The organism is Kineococcus terrestris (genome assembly GCF_041020755.1).
Taxonomy (GTDB): Bacteria; Actinomycetota; Actinomycetes; order Actinomycetales; family Kineococcaceae; genus Kineococcus; species Kineococcus terrestris.
Genome location: NZ_JBEUEI010000006.1, coordinates 59,382 through 76,177, shown reverse-complemented (window position 1 = coordinate 76,177; position 16,796 = coordinate 59,382). Strand labels below are relative to the sequence as shown.

Genomic DNA, 16,796 nt, shown 5'->3' with positions numbered 1-16,796 from the left:
GCGCGGGGACGGCGGCGGTCACCACCCCGAGCTGCCGGGGCTGGAGCTCCACAGCCTGCGGGGGGCGCCCGCCCGCCGGGCCCGTCCGGGGTCCACCGGGTCCACCGGGTCCACCGGGTCCCCGGGCTCGGGGCCGGGCGGCGGGTCCGGCGCCCGACCCGGCGCAGGAGCGGCGGCCAGAGCACGACCACCGCGGGGGTCCGCGCCGGCAGGACGGACGTCCGCGTAGGGCGACTGGCGGAAACCGCTGGCGTGCACCAGCACCCGCCGCCGGCCCGCCACCCGTCCGCGGTCGGGAACGCCGGGCCCGTCGGGAACGCCGGGCCCGTCGAGGACGCCGGGCCCGGCGGGGACGCCGGGAAGGCCGGGCTCTGCGGCCGGTCGCGCGCCGGCGCGCGGCAGGGGCGGGCGCGCCGCCACGGGCCGGCTGGAGCGGCTCGCGGCCGCCCCGGCGACCGCCGCCGCGGAGCGGAACCCCGGGTCCGGGGCGGCGGCGATCAGCCCGCGGACGGCCGCCTCCCCGCCGGCGGTCCACGCCTCCCACAGCGCGGGCAGCTCCCACGCCCCCGTGGCCCGCAGCGAGACGCCGCGCGGGCCGGTGCGGCGCAGGACGCCCCGCACGAGGAGCAGCCAGGAGTGGAACACCGTCGCGGCGTACGGGCCCTGGGCGTCCTCGAAGAACGTGGCGTCCAGCGGGCCCGTGGAGTCGTCCAGCGTCAGGAACACCACGCGACGCCCCGAGCGCACGGGCGGTGTCTGGGTGGCGACCTTGACCCCGGCGACCAGGAGCTCGGCCGAGCTGCGGCGGCGCCGCAGGTCCCGGGCCGCCGTCACGCCCAGCGCCCGCAGCAGCGGGCCGTACGGCTGCACGACGTGCGCGCTGACGTCCAGGCCGAGGACGTCGAGCTCGGCGCGCACCCGCTCGGCGGCCGACACCTCCGGCAGCCCGGACGGCACCAGCCGCTCCGGGGCGTCCCCCAGGTCCAGGGCCAGCTGGGCGCCGCGGTCCGCCTCGCCCGGGCGGCGCGGCGCCCGCGAGCGCGCCGCGGCGGCGGCCCGCACGTCCCCCGCCGCGCCCGCCGCGCCCGCCGTGCCCGTCGCGCCCGCGGGCTCGGGGAGCGGGCGGCGCGGGGCGGGGGCGCCGCGGCGGCCGGCGCCCGGCCGGGCGCGGGCGGACCGGTCGAGCTCGGCGACCTGCAGCAGCAGGTCGCGGTGCGTGGTGCGCCCGCGGCGGGGCACCGGGTCGCCGTCCGGGCCGGCGGGGCGCAGACCGTGCACGGCGTCCAGCGCGCCGGCCAGCACCAGCCGCTCGGCGACCGGCCGCGACGGGCGCGCCCGCTGCCACAGGTCGGCCAGCGACCGGTACGGCTGCCCCGCGACGATCCGGGCCACCTCGGCCGCGGAGATCCCCCGGACCTCCGTCAGCGGCAGGCGCAGGCCGTACCCGGTGCCGTCGGCGACGCCGTCGCCCAGCCCGTCGGGGTCGCGCACCGGCGCACCGCCCGACCACGGCGCGGGCAGCGCCGGGCCACCGGGACCCGGCCCGCCCGCGGACGGGCCGCCGGGCGGGCCGTCGGGCAGGCGCTCGACCCGGTAGACGTCGTCGGAGCGGTCGACGTCCGGGCCCAGGACGGCGACGCCGAGGTGGCGGGCGTCGTCCAGCAGCAGCCGCTTGGGGTACATGCCCGGGTCGTGGGTGAGCACGCCCGCCAGGAACGCCGCCGGGTGGTGCGCCTTCAGCCACGCCGACTGGTACGTCGGCAGCGCGAACGCGGCCGCGTGCGCCTTGCAGAACCCGAAGGAGGCGAACGCCGTCAGCACCTCCCACACCGCGTCCACCGCCGCCGGCGGGTACCCGCGCTCGAGGGCGCGGCGCCGGAACTGCGGTTCCAGCTCCCGCTGGCCGGTGCGGGTGCCCAGGTGGCGCCGGTACTCGTCGGCGGCCGCGAGGCCGTGCCCGGTGGTCGCCTCGAGGATCCGGACGACCTGCTCGTGGAAGACCACGACCCCGCACGTCTCCTCCAGCACGGGCCGCAGCCGCTCGTCGGGGTAGCGCGGCGCCTCCCACCCCTGCCGGGCGCGCAGGAACGGCGTCACCATGTCCGACTTCACCGGCCCCGGCCGGAACAGGGAGATGTCGACGACGAGGTCGGCGAAGGTGGTGGGGGCGAACTTGCCGACCAGCTCGCGCTGGCCGGGCGACTCGACCTGGAAGCAGCCCAGCGTCCGGGTCGAGCGCACCAGCCGGAAGGTCGCCGGGTCGTCCAGGGGGACCTGCGCGCGGTCGTCGAGGTCGACGTCGACGCCGTCCACGCGGGCGACCTCCCGCACGGCGTGGGCCATCGCCGACTGCATCCGGATGCCGAGCACGTCGAGCTTGAGCAGCCCGAGGTCCTCGACGTCGTCCTTGTCGAACTGGCTGACGGGGAACCCCTTCCAGCTCGCCTCGACCGGGGTGCGCCGCAGCAGCCCGGTGCCGGACAGGACGACGCCGCAGGGGTGCAGGGCGAGGTGGCGGGGCAGGCCGTCGAGGCGCTCGACGAGGTCGAAGAACGCGTCCAGGCGCTCCTCGCCCAGACCGCTGCGGCGCAGCTCGGGCAGGTCGGCGACGGCGGCGCGCGCGTCGCGGGCCCGCACGTGCGGGAACGCCGTCGCGATGGCGGCCACCTCCGCCGGCGGCATCCCGAGGGCGGCGCCGACGTCGCGCACGGCGTGCCGGACGCGGTAGGTGTCCATCATCGACACGCACGTCACCCGCCGGGCGCCGAAGCGGTCGAGCACCGCCCCGTAGACCTCCTCGCGGCGGGCGGACTCGACGTCGAGGTCGATGTCGGGCAGCTGCCCGCGCAGGGGGTTGAGGAACCGCTCCATGAGCAGGCCGTGCTCCAGCGGGTCGACGCCGGAGATCCCCAGCAGGTGGTTGACCAGGCTGCCCGCCCCCGAGCCGCGGGCGGCGACCCGCACCCCGAGCCCGCGCACCAGGTCGCACACGTCGGCCACGGTGAGGAAGTAGGCGGCGAAACCCGTCGCGGCCACGGTGCTCAGCTCCTCCTCCAGGCGCCGGCGCACCCGCTCCTCCCGGGCGGCTCCCGCCCCGGGGTAGCAGCGGCCGACGCCCGCCTCGCAGCGCGCGCGCAGCACGGCGGCGGGGTCCTCGCCCGGCGCCAGCCGCAGGGCCTCGCGGTCGGGCAGGTGGTGCTCGCCGATCCCGAGGTCGGCGCGCGGGTCCAGGCGCGCGCGCTCCGCGAGCGCCCGGGTCGCGGTGAGCAGCTCGCGGGCCAGCCCGTCCCCGCCGCCGGCGGCGCGGGCGACGTCGGCCGCGGTGCGGGCCATGTCCGCCGCGGGCAGCAGGTGCTCCTGGGCGGTGGTGCGGTCCACGTGCCGGGTGTCCAGGGGCACGAGCCGGCGCACCGCGTCGAGCAGGTCGGCGGTGGGTGCCTCGCGCGCGGTGGCGCAGCGGGCCGCGGCGGTCAGGACCGCGGGGACACCGGCCTCGCGGGCCAGCAGCAGGGTCCGCGCGGCCTGGTCGAGGGCGCCGGGGGTGCCCGGCCGGGCGTGGTGGTGGACGACCTCCACGTGCAGGCTGCCCGGCGGCAGCAGCCGCGCCCACCGGTGCAGGTGCTCGCGGGCGAGGTCGTCGCGGTGGGCGAGCACCGCCCGCCCCACCGGTGAGGACGGCCCGAGCAGGACCGCCAGGGCCGCGCCCCCGCCGGGGGCGTGCGCGTGGGCGGCGACCAGCTCGGGCGGGGCGGTCGGGCGGCCGCGCTCGGCGCCCAGGTGGGCGGCGCTGACCAGCTCGCACAGGGCGCCCCAGCCGTTCCCGGCGCCGGCGTCGCCCAGGGCCAGGACCGTCGCGCGGGGCAGCCGCGGGTCGACCGCCCGACCGCCGCGGGCCGGTGTCCGCCGGCCCGTCCCCGGCGCGCCGGCCGCGGGCGCCCCGGCGGGCCGCGCACCGGGGGGACCGGCGGAGGAGCCCCCGCAGGACCCGGTGGCCAGGTCGACGCCAAGGACCGGGGCCAGGCCGGCGTCCTGGCAGGCGCGGACGAACTTCACCGCCCCGTACAGGCCGTCGCGGTCGGTCAGCGCCAGGGAGTCCATCCCGAGCGCGGCGGCCCGCTCGACCAGGGCCGCGGGGGTGGAGGTGCCGTGGCGCAGCGAGTACCCGGAGGCGACGTGCAGGTGGGTGAACGGCGGTGCGGGCCGGGCGGGGACGGCGGCGGTGCGGGTGGTGCGGGGGGTGGGGACGGGGTGGTGCATCGGGTCCTCTGCGGTCACGCCCGCGGGGAAGGACGGAGCAGCGGTGGTTCGTGGTGCGGGTGCCGGCGGTGCGCCGGTGGTGCGGGTGCCGGCGCTCAGCCCGCCAGCGGGTGCGTGCGCGAGAGCCCGAGGACGTCCTCGACCGCGTGGTGGAACGCCTCCGCCGCCGCGAGCAGGGCGTCGGCGGCCGCGGCGTCGACCACCCCGGTGCGACCGGCCTCGACCGCGGCGCGCCGCCCGGCGCTGGCGGTGAACTCGGCGGCCCAGACGGTCAGCTCGGGCGCCAGCTGCGGCAGGACCTCCCAGACGCTGCGCGGGCCGCCGCGGCGCCGGCGGGGCGCGGCCGCGGCCCGCCCGGCCGCGGTGCCGGTCCGGCGGGCGGGCGCCGCGGGGACGGGCCCGGGGTGGACTGCCAGGACGGCCGCGCCGGCGCGCAGGGCCGCGAGGTGGGCGTGCACGTAGCGCTCGGCGGGGTCCTCGGCGCGGAAGGCGGCGAGCAGCTCGCGCTCGGAGCGGTCGAGCAGGTCGAGAGCGGCGGTCGTGAGGGGCCGGGGGCCCGGCTCCGGCGCGTCCGGCGGCGCGCCGTACCGCGCGGTGGCGCGCGGGCCCCGCGAGGTGTCGGCCGCGGTGGTCATGGTCCTCCTCCCGCGCCGGCCGAGCCGGCGCCTGCGTGCTGTCGTCCCACCCGTCGTGCTGGTGCTGCGGTGCTGGAGCGGTGCTGGAGCGGTGCTGCTGCTGCAGCGCTGGAGGTGCGTGGCGCGGGGTGCGCAGGGTGCGCGGGACCGGTGCGCGGTCAGTCCGCGACGCGCAGCAGGACCCACTCGTCGTCCCCGGCGGTCCTGTCCGCGGTGGTCCCGTCCCCGGCGCCAGGACCAGGGGTACCAGCCGCCTCCGACACGAGCTCCCGTCCGCGACCGCCGCCGTCCGCGGCGGCCGTGCCGGGGGCGGCGCGGCGGGCGAGGTCGTAGACGCCGACGGCGGAGACCCGGCCGACCCCCGCCTCGACCCGCCACACCTCGCGCTCGAGGTCGCCGACCTCCTGGACGGACCCCGCGCGCGCCGGCGCGGCGAGCGGCTCGTCCCCGTGGACGGCGGCGACGGCGGGCTGCTCCCACCAGGCCAGGCGCTCGCGCCAGTGCGAGAGCACGGAGCGCACGACGTACAGGCGGCCGCGCCAGACGAACTGCACCGGAGCGGCCTCGTCGTCGCCGATCGCGCCGGAGCGGACGTGCACGGTGTCGCAGAACCGTCTCACCGGACCTGCCTCCCCTCCTCGAGCCGGCACCGCCGGAGGGCTCCGGCGGTGGGCGAGCCGGGGGAAGACGGCTCCACGACGCACCCGGCGGGCGGACGGGCGGGAGCTTCCCCTCTCCCGTCCACCCGCACCGCCGGGCGGCCGCGGCGTTCGAACACCTGTTCGAACTGTGATCGACGGTACACCACGGCGCCCCGGCCGCGTCAACGGGGAGCGGCGCCCCTGTGGACGCCGGGACCGTGGCCGCAGGACCCGCTCCGCCGCGCTCCGGAGCCCCGCGCGGCCTACGGTGCAGGGGCATGAGGTGGACGCCGCCCGTCCTGCTGCACCGCTCGCCCGCCCGCGGGGACCGCGTGCGCGACGGCCCGGTGCCGACCGGGGGGACGGGGCCGGCGCGGACCGCCACCGCCCCGCGGGACGACCCCGGGGAGCACCCCGGCGAGCACCCCGGCGAGCACCCCGCGGTCGCCGCCACCGCCGCCGCCCTGGCGGCCCTCGCCGCGGCCGGCACCGTCGTGGAGCTGCCGCCGGGCCTCGACGACCCCGCCGACCGGGCCGCCCACCTCGGCGCCGCCCCCGAGGCGCTGGCGGTGACCGGGGTGCTGGTGGCGCGCTGCAGCCGGGCGGGGCTGCCCGCCGGCTCGACCGGCACGGGCGGGGTCGACGTGCGCCCCGACGAACCCGTCCTCGTGGTCCGCGCGGGCGTGCACCGCACGCTGCCGGGCGTGCTCGCGGGGGTCCTCGGGCTGGCGCGGCTGGACCCCGCCGACGACGCCCTCGCGCACCGGCTCACCGGGGCCGCGCCGGGCAGCGCCGCCCCCGTGGGGCTGCCGGTGGCCCTGACGACGTTCGTCGACGTCGCGCTCGCCGTGCACCCGGCCGTGTGGGTCCCGGCGGGCCACCCCCGCGCGGTGTTCCGCACCCGCTACGACGAGCTGCTGCGCCTGACCGCCGGGCACCCGGTCGAGCTGGGCTGACCCGCGGCACCCGCGGGGCGCGGGGCGGGAACCCCCGGCGCCGCCCGGGCGTGCAGGGGACGTGGGGGCGACGGCACCGGGCACCGCCGCGGGCGCCGGGCCCGGGCCGGAGGGGCTGTGCACCGCGGCCGCGGGCACCGGCGACCCGGCGGCGCCCCGCGTGCTGCTCGTGCACGGCCTCGGCGGCGCCTCGACCGCCTGGGCGCCCGTCACCGGCGACCTCGGGCGCGACCACCGGCTGCTGCTCGTCGACCTGCCCGGGCACGGGCGCAGCCCGGTCCCCGGCCCGTCCGAGGGGCCGGACGCCATGACGCCGGCCGCGCTCGGCCGGCGGCTGCTGGCGCTGGCGGTGCGCCTGCGCGGCGAGGACGGCCACCCGGTGCACCTGGTGGGGCACTCCTTCGGCGGGTGGGTCGCGCTGGAGGCCGCCGCGCGGGACGACCCGGCGGACCCGGCGCTGGCCGGCCTGGTCGCGCTGGCCCCCGCGGGTCTGTGGCGCAGCGCGCGCCGGCGGCCGCCGCTGCTGCCGACCGGCCAGCGCCTGGCCCGCTGGGCGCGGCACCTGCCGCAGGGGTTCGTGACGGGAGCGCTCGGGCGCACGCTGGCGTTCACGGCGACCAGCGCGGCCCCGCGCGCGCTGCCGGTGGCGCTCGCGCGCGACGCCCTGGAGGCGGTCGCGTCCGCACCGGGCTACCCCGCCGCGGACGCGGCCCTCGCCGCCGGGGCGTTCACGCGCGCGGCGGACGTGCGCGTGCCGGTCGTCGTCGTGACCGGGGCCCGCGACCGCGTCCTGCCGCCGGCGTACCTGCGGCGCGAGCTCGCCCCGCCGGGCGCGCGCTGGGAGCGCTGGGAGCGCTGCGGGCACGTGCCCGCGTGGGACCGGCCCGGCGACGTCGCCCGCCTGGTGCGCGCCCACGTCGCCGCCCACGAGCGCGGGCGCGGGCGCGGGGACGAGCGCGGGGACGACGGGCGGGCCGCGCCCGCGGGACGGACGTAGGGTCCGCTGGTGCCCGCCCAGCCCCCCGAGCAGCCCGCCCAGCCGCCGCCCCCGCTGGTCACCCTGCACCTGTGGACGGTGCCGCCCCGCGCCGTGCCCTTCGCCGTGGGCCGGATGGTGCTGGACCGGGTGCTGCTGGCCCGCACCCCCGGCGCGCGCTTCCACAAGCTGCTCGGCACCGGCGACGGGCGCACGTTCACCGTCCGCGACGCGGACCCGCTGCGCTGGGCCGCCCTCGTCGCCTGGGACTCGGCGGCCGACGCGGCCGCCTTCGAGCGCTCCGCGACGGCGCGCGCGTGGCGGCGGGCGGCGAGCGAGACGCTGCGCGTGCAGCTGCGGCCGCTGAGCAGCCGCGGCCGCTGGTCGGGCCGCGAGCCGTTCGGTCCCCCCGCGCGCGCCCCGCACACCGGGCCGGTGGCCTCGGTGACGCGGGCGCGGTTGCGCCCGGGGCGGGCGCTGTCCTTCTGGCGGGCGGTGCCGCCCGTGGCGGCGGAGCTGCGGACGGTGCCGGGCCTGCGGTTCGCCGTCGGCCTGGGCGAGGCGCCGCTCGGCTACCAGGGCACCTTCTCCCTGTGGGAGTCCGCGGACGCGCTGAGCGGGTTCGCCCACCGGGGCCCCGCGCACCGCGACGTGATGGTCCGCACCCCCCGCGAGGGCTGGTACGCCGAGGAGCTGTTCGCGCGCTTCGCGGTGGAGCGGCTGGAGGGGACGGTCGACGGGCGCACCCCCTGAGCACCGCCCCCTGAGCACCGCCACCCGGACGGGTCTGCCCCGCGGGCCGCCGCGCCCGGGACGCTGGTGCGGTGGAGACCGTCCTCGCCCTCGCCGGTGGGCTCGCGCGCGCCGTCGCGGGCGCCCTGACGTGGCTGTGGGCCCTCGGGCCGCACCCGGACGCCGCGCGTCCGGCCAGCGCGCTGCCCGCCGGGCGGGCCCGGCGCGCGCACGCGGCCGCGTGGCGGGCGGGCCGGGCGCTGGCGGTGGCGTCGGTCCTCGCGGTGGCGCTGGGGCTCCTGGCGCTGCGGCGGCTGCTGCCGTCCTGAGCGCCGCCGGGTCCGGTGCGAGCGCCGGGGCGGGCGCGCAGGTCCCGCGGGGCCGGTGTCGCCGGCCGTCCCTAGAGTGAGCGGGTGCCCCACCGCCCGCCCTCCCGCGCCCTGCGCGCGGTGACCGGCGTCCTGACGGGCGCCGCCGTCCTGACCCAGGTCGCCCACCCGCTGCTGCGCGGGGAACGGCTGCGGCGCACCACCATCGGCTCGGTGGGGGTGTTCAGCGCGGCCGCCGTGGCGGACGCCGCGCGCCGCGGCGGGGCGCGCGGGGCGGTGCGCACGCTGGCCGTGGCCGGCGGGCTGGGGCTGCTGGCCGAGGCCGTCGGCACCCGCACCGGCCGGCCCTTCGGCCGCTACCGCTACGCCGGGACGCTGGGCCCGCAGGTCCTGGACGTGCCCGTGGTCGTGCCGCTGGCGTGGACGATGGTGGCCCACCCGGCCGTGCAGCTGGGCCGGCGGCTGGCGCGGCGGCTGCCGCCGGGCCGCCGCCGCGACGGCGCGGTCGTCGCCGCCGCCGCGTGGACCCTGGCCAGCTGGGACCTGTTCCTGGACCCGCAGATGACGGCCGCCGGGCACTGGGCGTTCGAGGTGCCGCACCCGCACCTACCGGGCCTGCCGGGGATCCCGCTGAGCAACTACGCCGGGTGGCTGCTGACGGCCACGGCCGTGTGCGCGGGCCTGCACCTGCTCGTCCCGGAGGAGCCCGCCGCGGGCACGGCGGGCGCCGCGGGCCCCTCGCAGCGGGTGCCGGCCTGGCTGCTGGGCTGGACGTGGCTGGGCTCGGCGCTGGGCAGCGCCGCGTTCTTCGGCCGCCCGGCCGCGGCCGCCTGGGGCGGGGCCGCGATGGGGCTGACCGTGGGCCCGTACCTGCGCGACCTGCGGGCCGGCGCGTGAGGCGCGGCCCCGGCGCGGCCCGGGCGCTGCTGCGCGCGGCGGTGCGCGGCGGGTCGGCGGCGGCCGTGCTGCTGACCGCGCACACCGCGCTGAACGCCCGCGCGCTGCGCCGCCCGCCGGTGGACCCGCCCGCGGTGGCCGAGCGGGTCAGCGTCCTGCTGCCCGCGCGCGACGAGGCCGAGCGGGTGGGCGCGTGCCTGGCGGCGCTGCTGGACCAGGTGCAGGTGGGCGAGGGGTACGAGGTGCTGGTCTGCGACGACCGGTCCACCGACGCGACGGCGTCCGTCGTGCGGGCCGTCGCGGCCGGCGACCGGCGCGTGCGGCTGCTGGAGGGCGCGGACCCGCCGCCGGGGTGGCTGGGCAAGCCGGCCGCGTGCGCCCGCCTGGCCGCCGAGGCCCGCGGGGACGTCCTGGTGCTCGTGGACGCCGACGTGGTGCTGGCCCCGCACGCGGTGGCCGCGGCGGTGGCGCTGCTGCGCGGCAGCGGCCTGGACCTCGTCAGCCCGTACCCGCGCCAGCTGGCGCTGACGTGGGCCGAGCGGCTCGTGCAGCCGCTGCTGCAGTGGTCGTGGCTGACGACGCTGCCGCTGCGGGCGGCGGAGACGTCGCGGCGGCCGTCGCTGGCGGCGGCGAACGGGCAGTTCCTCGTCGTCGACGCGGCCGCGTACCGGCGCGCGGGCGGGCACGGCGCGGTGCGCGGGGAGGTCCTGGACGACGTGGCGCTGGTGCGCGCGGTGAAGGCGGCCGGCGGGTCCGGCGGGGTCGTGGACGGCACGGACCTCGCGGTGTGCCGGATGTACGGGGGCTGGTCCGAGCTGCGCGCGGGGTACGCGAAGTCGCTGTGGTCGGCGTTCGGCGGCCCCGCCGGTGCGGTGGCCGTGGGCGCCGGGCTGCTCGTCGTCTACGTGCTGCCGCCGCTGGCGGCGCTGACCGGGTCGCGGGCGGGGGCGCTGGGCTACGCGGCGGGGGTGGTGGGCCGCTACCTGGCCGCCGAGCGCACGGGCGGGCGCTCGCTGCCGGACGCCCTGGCGCACCCGGTGTCGGTGGCGCTGCTGGTGGGGCTCGTCGCCGACTCCCACGCCGCCCGGCGCCGCGGGTCGCTGCGCTGGAAGGGGCGTCGGGTCGCGTGAGGCACCGGTGAGCCGGGTCGTCGTCGTCGGGGCGGGGCTGGGCGGTCTGTCGGCGGCCGCGCGCCTGGCCGCGCGCGGTCACCGCGTGGAGCTGGTGGAGCAGGCGCCGGGGGTGGGCGGCAAGCTCGGCTGGTTCAGCCGCGACGGCTTCTCCTTCGACACCGGTCCCTCGCTGCTGACCCTGCCCGCGGTGCAGCGCGACCTGTTCCTCAAGACCGGCGCGCCGGTCGAGGACGTGCTGGACGTCGTGCCGCTGGACCCGGTGGCGCACTACCGCTTCGGCGACGGCACGCACCTGGACCTGCCCGGCGGCGGGGTGCCGCGGGTGGTGCGCGCGCTGGACGAGGCGCTGGGCGCGGGCACGGGCGCGCAGTGGGCGGCGTTCCTGGGCCGCGCGTCGCAGGTGTGGGACGTGGCCCGCGAGCCGTTCCTGGAGTCCCCGCTGCGCGGCGCCTCGACGCTGCTGCCGCTGGCGCGGGACGTGCGGGCGCTGCGGACGGTCGCGCCGTGGCGCAGCCTGCGCGGGCTGGGCCGGCAGTACCTGCGCGACGAGCGGCTGCGGGTGCTGCTGGACCGCTACGCCACCTACTCCGGCTCGCACCCGGCGAAGGCGCCCGCGGCGCTGGCCACGGTCCCGTTCGTCGAGCAGGCCTTCGGCGCCTGGTACGTGCGCGGCGGCCTGCACCGCCTGGCGCTGGCGGTGGCCGAGCGGGCCGCCGAGCGGGGGGTGCGGGTGCGCACGGGCACCGCGGTCGCGGAGGTGACCACGGCCGGCGGGCGGGTGGACGGGGTGCGGCTGGCCGACGGCGGGCACCTGGGCGCCGACGTCGTCGTCTCGGCCGTGGACGCGGCGCAGCTGTACGGCCGGCTGCTGCCGCGCCCGCGGCTGCGGCCCTCGCCGCGGCGGCGCTCCTCCTCGGGGTTCGTGCTGCTGCTGGCCCTGGACGGGCGCACCCCGGGCCTGCGCCACCACACGGTGCTGTTCCCCGGCGACTACGACGCCGAGTTCCGCGACCTGGCCGCGGGGCGGCCGGTGGCCGACCCGACGGTGTACGTCAGCGCTCCGGACGACCCGGCGCTGCGCCCGGACGAGGGCACCGAGGCGTGGTTCGTGCTGGTCAACGCGCCGGTGCACGACCCCGGCGGGGCGCCGCCGGGCGGCACCGACTGGCGCGCGCCGGGGCTGGCGGAGTCGTACGCGCGCACCGTGCTGGACGCGATGGCCGCGCGCGGCCTGGACGTGCGCGACCGGCTGCGCTGGTGCGAGGTGCGCACGCCCGCCGACCTGGCCGAGGACACGCTCAGCGACGGCGGCGCCATCTACGGCTCCTCCAGCGACGGGGCCCGCTCGGCGTTCCTGCGCCCGGCCAACCGCTCCCCCGTGCCGGGCCTGTTCCTCGTCGGCGGCAGCGCGCACCCGGGCGGCGGGCTGCCGCTGGTGGGGCTGTCGGCGCGCATCGTCGCCGACCTCGTGGGCGACGCCTGAGCGGTGGCCTCAGCCGGCGGGGCGGTCCAGCGCCCGCAGCCGGCGCCCCAGCGCCAGCGCGACCTGGACGGCGGCCACGAGGCCCAGCACCAGCCACACCCCGGCGGCCAGCGACGCCCACGGCGGCCCGGGGCGCACCGCGCCGGCCGCCGCCGCCGAGGCCGCCAGCGCGACCCGCACGGGCCGCTCGGCGACGCTGACGACGCCCACCTCGCCGACCCCGGCGCCCTGGACGCGGGCGCGGGCGTACTCCTGCAGCTGCGCCAGTCCGCCGGCGGCCAGCGCCAGCGCGGGCGGTGCGCCGCAGCCGAGCAGGACGAGCGCGCAGCAGGCGTCGCCGACGCGGTCGCACACGGCGTCGAGGACGGCGCCGAGCGCGCTGGTCGCCGAGCGCAGCACCGCGACGGCGCCGTCGAGGTTGTCCAGGACCCCGCCGGCGGCCAGCAGGAGCGCCGCCGCGAGCGCCGCGGCACCACCGGGACCGCCGCGCACGGCCAGGACGGCGGCGGCCACCGCGGCCAGCGCGCCGGCGAGGGTCACGGCCGAGGGCGGGACGCGCGCGGCGGCCAGCGGGCGGGCCAGCGCGTGCGCGCCGGTCAGCCAGACGCGGACCACCCCGGTGGGGGCGGCACCGCCGTGCAGGGCGGACCAGCGCCGCAGGTAGGTCTCCCGGTCCACGCGGCCGACCCTAGGCGCAGCGGGCCCGCGGGTCCGGCGCGGCGGCCCGGCGCGCCGGGCGGGTGACTTCGGCCCACCCGCTCGCCCGCGACCCTCAGCCTGCTTAGAGTGCGGCTGTGCCGCCTCCCCCGCCCAGCCCCAGCACCGGAGCGCCCACGGTCGAGGAGACCCTGGAGCTGTCCTGCGGCGACGACGCCGCGCGCCTGCCCGCCGCGGTGCTGGACGAGGCGCGCAGCACCACCGCGTGGCTGCGCGCCGCGGTGGAGGACGAGCTGGCGGTGTTCGTCGGCGAGCAGGAGCTGCTGCTGCGCGAGGTGGACCCGGAGACCGGTCCCGTGCTGGACGCGGTGCGGGCCCTGCTGTCCGGCGGCAAGCGGCTGCGCCCGTCGTTCTGCTTCTGGGGCCACCGCGGCGCCGGCGGCGACGGCGGCGAGGAGGGCCGCGGCATCCTGCGCGCGGCGGCGGCGCTGGAGCTGTTCCAGGCGGCGGCGCTGCTGCACGACGACGTGATGGACGACTCCGACACCCGACGCGGGCAGCCGGCGGCGCACCGCCGCTTCGCCGCGCAGCACCGGGCGGCCACCTGGTCGGGCAGCGCGGAGCGCTTCGGCCTGGCCGGGGCGGTGCTGGCCGGGGACCTGTGCCTGGCGTGGAGCGACGAGGTGTTCGCCCGCTCCCCCTTCCCCGCGGAGCGGCTGTGGGCCGGGCGGCGGGTCTTCGACACGATGCGCACCCAGCTGATGGGCGGGCAGTACCTGGACATGCTGGAGCAGGCGTCCTCGGCCTCGCGCGGTGCGGCCGGCGCGGTGGAGCGCGCGCGGCGCGTCGTGCGGTTCAAGAGCGCGAAGTACTCCATCGAGCACCCGCTGCTGCTGGGCGCGGCGCTGGCCGGCGCCGACGACGCGCTGGTGGCCAGCTACTCGACGTTCGGGCTGGCGCTGGGCGAGGCCTTCCAGCTGCGCGACGACGTGCTGGGCGTGTTCGGCGACCCGTCGGTGACGGGCAAGCCGGCCGGGGACGACCTGCGCGAGGGCAAGCGGACGGTGCTGGTGGCGCTGGCGGTGCAGGCGGCCGACGCGCGCCAGGCGGCGCTGGTGGAGCGGCTGCTGGGCGATCCCGACCTGGACGGGCGGGGGGTGGACGCGCTGCGCGAGGTCCTGGTGGCCACGGGCGCGCTGGAGCGGGTGGAGGACCTCATCACCACGCAGGTCGAGGTGGCGTGCACGGCGCTGGAGCAGGCGGACGTGGACGCGACGGCGCGCGCGGCGCTGCACGAGCTGGTCGTCGCGGCGACGGCGAGGCGCTCGTGAGCCGCCTGTCGCGGACCCTGGACTGGCTGCCGGGACGCACCCGGCACGTCGAGGGCCCCAGCGAGCACGTGGTCGTCGTCGGCGCGGGCCTGGCGGGCCTGTCGGCGGCGATGCGCCTGGCGGGCGCGGGCCGGCGGGTGACCGTCCTGGAGCGCGAGGACGTGCCGGGCGGGCGGGCCGGGCTGGTGGTGCGCCCGGGCACGGGCACCGACGGCAGCGCCGGGGAGTACCGCTTCGACACCGGCCCGACGGTCCTGACGATGCCGGACCTCATCGCCGACTGCTTCGACGCCCTGGGCGAGGACATGGGCGACTGGCTGGACCTGCACCCGGTGGAACCGCTGTACCGGGGGCGCTTCGCCGACGGCAGCTCGCTGACGGTGTCGGCGGACGTGGACCGCACGGCCGACGCGATCGCGGAGCTGGCCGGCGGCGCGGAGGCCGACGGGTACCGCCGCTTCGTCGAGCACGTGGGGCGGCTGTACCGCTACGAGATCCGCGACTTCATCGACTCCAACATCGACACGCCGCTGGACCTGCTGCGCCCCAACCTGGTGCGGCTGGTGGCGGCGGGCGGGTTCGGCAAGATGGCCCCGCACGTGGCCAAGTACCTCAAGGACGAGCGCGTGCAGCGGATGTTCTCCTTCCAGGCGCTGTACGCGGGCCTGGCCCCGCAGGACGCGCTGGCGCTGTACGCGGTGATCGCCTACATGGACTCGGTGGCGGGGGTGTTCTTCCCGCGCGGCGGCATGCACGCGCTGCCCACGGCGATGGCGGCGGCCGCGGAGAAGCACGGGGTGGAGTTCTCCTACGGCACCGAGGTGACCGCGGTGGAGCACCGCGGCGGGCGGGCCCGCGCGGTCCTGACGGCCGACGGCCGGCGGATCGAGGCCGACGTGGTGGTGCTGAACCCGGACCTGCCGGTCGCCCACCGGGACCTGCTGGGCCGCGACCCGTGGCGGGTGCGCCACCTGACGTACTCGCCCTCGTGCTACCTGCTGCTGGCGGGGTCCTCGGCGGACTACCCGGACCCGGTGCACCACAGCATCCACTTCGGCGAGCAGTGGGAGCAGGTGTTCCGCGAGCTGCTCGACGGGCGCCTCATGAGCGACCCGTCGGTGCTGGTCTCGCGCCCGACGGTCTCGGACCCGGGGCTGGCCCCGGCGGGCAAGCACGTCTACTACGTGCTGTTCCCCACGCCGTCGCTGTCGGCGGGCCGGGCGCGCCTGGACTGGGACCGCATCGCCCCGCGCTACCGCGAGCACGTCATGCGGGTCATGGAGGAGCGCGGCTACCCGGGGTTCGAGCAGGCCGTGGAGGTCGAGGACGTCACGACGCCGGCGGACTGGGAGCGGCGCGGGATGGCCGACGGCGCGCCGTTCGCCAGCTCGCACGCCTTCCGGCAGACGGGCCCGTTCCGCCCGGGGAACCTGTGGGGCGAGAACGTCGTGTTCACCGGCTCGGGCACGCAGCCGGGCGTGGGCGTGCCGATGGTGCTGGTGTCGGGGCGGCTGGCCGCCGAGCGCGTCACCGGCCGCGACCGCACCTACCGCTCGCGCGCCTGGCGCTGAGGGCCCCGGGTCCTCAGCCCGGCAGGTGCCGCTCGGGCGGGCCGGAGTACGCCGACAGCGGGCGCACGAGGGCGTTGTCGGCGCGCTGCTCGACGACGTGCGCGGTCCAGCCGGGCAGGCGGGCGGCGGCGAACACGGGCGTGAACAGGGGCGTGTCCAGACCGGTGAGCGCGTAGGCGGGTCCGGCGGGGAAGTCCAGGTTGGGCTTGAGGCCCTTGCGCCGGGCCACGCCCTCCTCCAGCGCCGCGTACAGCTCCAGCACGTCGGTGCGCCCGAGCGAGCGGGCCAGCCGCTCCAGCGCGGCGCGCATCGTCGGCACCCGCGAGTCGCCGTCGCGGTAGACGCGGTGGCCGAAGCCCATCACCTTGCGGTGCGCGGCGAACGCCTCCTCCAGCCACGCCTCGGCGCGCTGCGCGGCGCCCTCCCCCGGCCCGATCTCCTCGAACAGTTGCCAGACGGCCTCGTTGGCCCCGCCGTGCAGCGGTCCCCCGAGCGCCCCGACGGCCGCGGTGACGGCCGAGTGCAGGTCCGCCAGCGTCGAGGTGACCACGCGCGCGGTGAACGTGGAGGCGTTGAAGGAGTGCTCGGCGTACAGCACGAGGGAGACGCGGAACGCGTCGACGGCCTCGGGTCCGGGCACGGCGCCCAGCGCGGCGTGCAGGAAGTTCTCCGCGTACCCCAGGTCCTCGCGCGGTGGCACCGGCTCCAGCCCGTGCCGGCGCCGCTGCAGGTGCGCGACGACCCCGGGCAGCGCCGCGAACAGGCGCTCGGCCTTGGCGAGCTCGGCCTGCGGCGAGCTGTCGGCGGCCTGCGGGTCGTGCAGGCCCAGGACGCTGACGGTGGTGCGCACGAGGTCCATCGGGTGCGCGGCGGCCGGGGCGGCGTCCAGGACGTCGGTGACCTGGCGGGGCAGGGCGCGCGCGGCCCGCTCGCGCCCGAGGAACGCCTCCAGCTGCGCGGCGTCCGGCAGCTCCCCGTGCCACAGCAGGAACGCCACCTCCTCCGGCGAGCAGCGGGCGGCCAGCTCCTGCACCGGGTACCCCCGGTACAGCAGCGAGTTCGTCGCCGGGTCGACCCGCGAGATCGCCGTGGTGTCGGCCACCACCCCCGCCAGGCCCTTGCGGACCTCGTCCTGTCCCGCGCTGCTCGTCCTGCCGGTGGTGCTCACGTGTCGCTCCTTCGCGTCGTCGCGTGCGGT

At 79.7% G+C, this 16,796-nt stretch carries 14 protein-coding genes; 9 read left to right on the top strand and 5 right to left on the bottom strand.

Annotated elements, in window-relative coordinates; translation table 11 throughout:
- Positions 1-18: 18 nt before the first annotated feature.
- From AB8M62_RS05730 to AB8M62_RS05720, 3 genes are all read right to left on the bottom strand, one after another.
- A complete protein-coding gene (locus AB8M62_RS05730) occupies positions 19-4,257 on the bottom strand; it encodes a DNA polymerase III subunit alpha (RefSeq protein ID WP_369068958.1) in 4,239 nt (1,412 codons plus the stop codon).
- 95 nt (positions 4,258-4,352) lie between these two features.
- Positions 4,353-4,892, bottom strand: a complete 540-nt coding sequence (locus tag AB8M62_RS05725) for an SAV_6107 family HEPN domain-containing protein (protein WP_369053555.1) — start codon at positions 4,890-4,892, stop codon at positions 4,353-4,355.
- Positions 4,893-5,050: 158 nt separating this feature from the next.
- Entirely contained in the window at positions 5,051-5,512 is a 462-nt protein-coding gene (locus AB8M62_RS05720) for a DUF6504 family protein (RefSeq protein ID WP_369068908.1), read from the bottom strand.
- A 299-nt stretch (positions 5,513-5,811) separates the two neighbouring features.
- Between AB8M62_RS05720 and AB8M62_RS05715 the strand changes: the two genes are divergently transcribed.
- The 7 genes from AB8M62_RS05715 (at position 5,812) to AB8M62_RS05685 (ending at position 12,039) form a co-directional block, all read left to right on the top strand.
- The gene (locus AB8M62_RS05715) at positions 5,812-6,489 is read left to right on the top strand and encodes a YbaK/EbsC family protein (protein WP_369068907.1); all 678 of its coding nucleotides are present in this window, start codon (positions 5,812-5,814) and stop codon (positions 6,487-6,489) included.
- 61 nt (positions 6,490-6,550) lie between these two features.
- Complete coding sequence (locus tag AB8M62_RS05710; protein WP_369068906.1) at positions 6,551-7,486, top strand: alpha/beta fold hydrolase; 936 nt, start codon at positions 6,551-6,553, stop codon at positions 7,484-7,486.
- 9 nt (positions 7,487-7,495) lie between these two features.
- A complete protein-coding gene (locus AB8M62_RS05705) occupies positions 7,496-8,218 on the top strand; it encodes a monooxygenase (RefSeq protein WP_369068905.1) in 723 nt (240 codons plus the stop codon).
- Positions 8,219-8,289: 71 nt separating this feature from the next.
- Positions 8,290-8,526, top strand: a complete 237-nt coding sequence (locus tag AB8M62_RS05700) for a hypothetical protein (RefSeq protein WP_369053565.1) — start codon at positions 8,290-8,292, stop codon at positions 8,524-8,526.
- Between the two features lie 84 nt (positions 8,527-8,610).
- Entirely contained in the window at positions 8,611-9,423 is an 813-nt protein-coding gene (locus AB8M62_RS05695; RefSeq protein ID WP_369053567.1) for a carotenoid biosynthesis protein, read from the top strand.
- Positions 9,420-10,553, top strand: a complete 1,134-nt coding sequence (locus tag AB8M62_RS05690) for a glycosyltransferase family 2 protein (protein WP_369053569.1) — start codon at positions 9,420-9,422, stop codon at positions 10,551-10,553. Before AB8M62_RS05695 ends, AB8M62_RS05690 begins: the two co-directional genes overlap by 4 nt.
- Before the next feature lie 7 nt (positions 10,554-10,560).
- Positions 10,561-12,039: a phytoene desaturase family protein gene (locus tag AB8M62_RS05685; RefSeq protein ID WP_369053571.1), complete on the top strand. Its 1,479-nt coding sequence runs from the start codon at positions 10,561-10,563 to the stop codon at positions 12,037-12,039.
- 9 nt (positions 12,040-12,048) lie between these two features.
- Here the strand turns inward: AB8M62_RS05685 and AB8M62_RS05680 are convergent, their stop codons facing one another.
- On the bottom strand, positions 12,049-12,717 hold the full coding sequence (locus AB8M62_RS05680; protein WP_369053573.1) for a CDP-alcohol phosphatidyltransferase family protein: 669 nt from the start codon (positions 12,715-12,717) through the stop codon (positions 12,049-12,051).
- A gap of 215 nt (positions 12,718-12,932) precedes the next feature.
- Here AB8M62_RS05680 and AB8M62_RS05675 point away from each other — a divergent pair, with 215 nt between their 5' ends.
- A complete protein-coding gene (locus AB8M62_RS05675) occupies positions 12,933-14,027 on the top strand; it encodes a polyprenyl synthetase family protein (protein ID WP_373694862.1) in 1,095 nt (364 codons plus the stop codon).
- Positions 14,024-15,598 (top strand): phytoene desaturase family protein, encoded by a 1,575-nt coding sequence (locus tag AB8M62_RS05670; RefSeq protein WP_369053576.1) that lies wholly within the window; start codon positions 14,024-14,026, stop codon positions 15,596-15,598. Before AB8M62_RS05675 ends, AB8M62_RS05670 begins: the two co-directional genes overlap by 4 nt.
- Before the next feature lie 13 nt (positions 15,599-15,611).
- On the opposite strand, the gene AB8M62_RS05665 is transcribed toward AB8M62_RS05670, so the two are convergent.
- On the bottom strand, positions 15,612-16,766 hold the full coding sequence (locus AB8M62_RS05665; protein WP_369068904.1) for a bifunctional 2-methylcitrate synthase/citrate synthase: 1,155 nt from the start codon (positions 16,764-16,766) through the stop codon (positions 15,612-15,614).
- Positions 16,767-16,796: the final 30 nt, after the last annotated feature.

What these genes read in the sequence shown, in the direction of transcription:
- AB8M62_RS05725 (WP_369053555.1), bottom strand. Translation starts at nt 4,892, where the DNA reads ATGACCACCGCGGCCGACACCTCGCGGGGCCCGCGCGCCACCGCGCGG.
- AB8M62_RS05715 (WP_369068907.1), top strand. Translation starts at nt 5,812, where the DNA reads ATGAGGTGGACGCCGCCCGTCCTGCTGCACCGCTCGCCCGCCCGCGGG.
- AB8M62_RS05730 (WP_369068958.1), bottom strand. Translation starts at nt 4,257, where the DNA reads ATGCACCACCCCGTCCCCACCCCCCGCACCACCCGCACCGCCGCCGTC.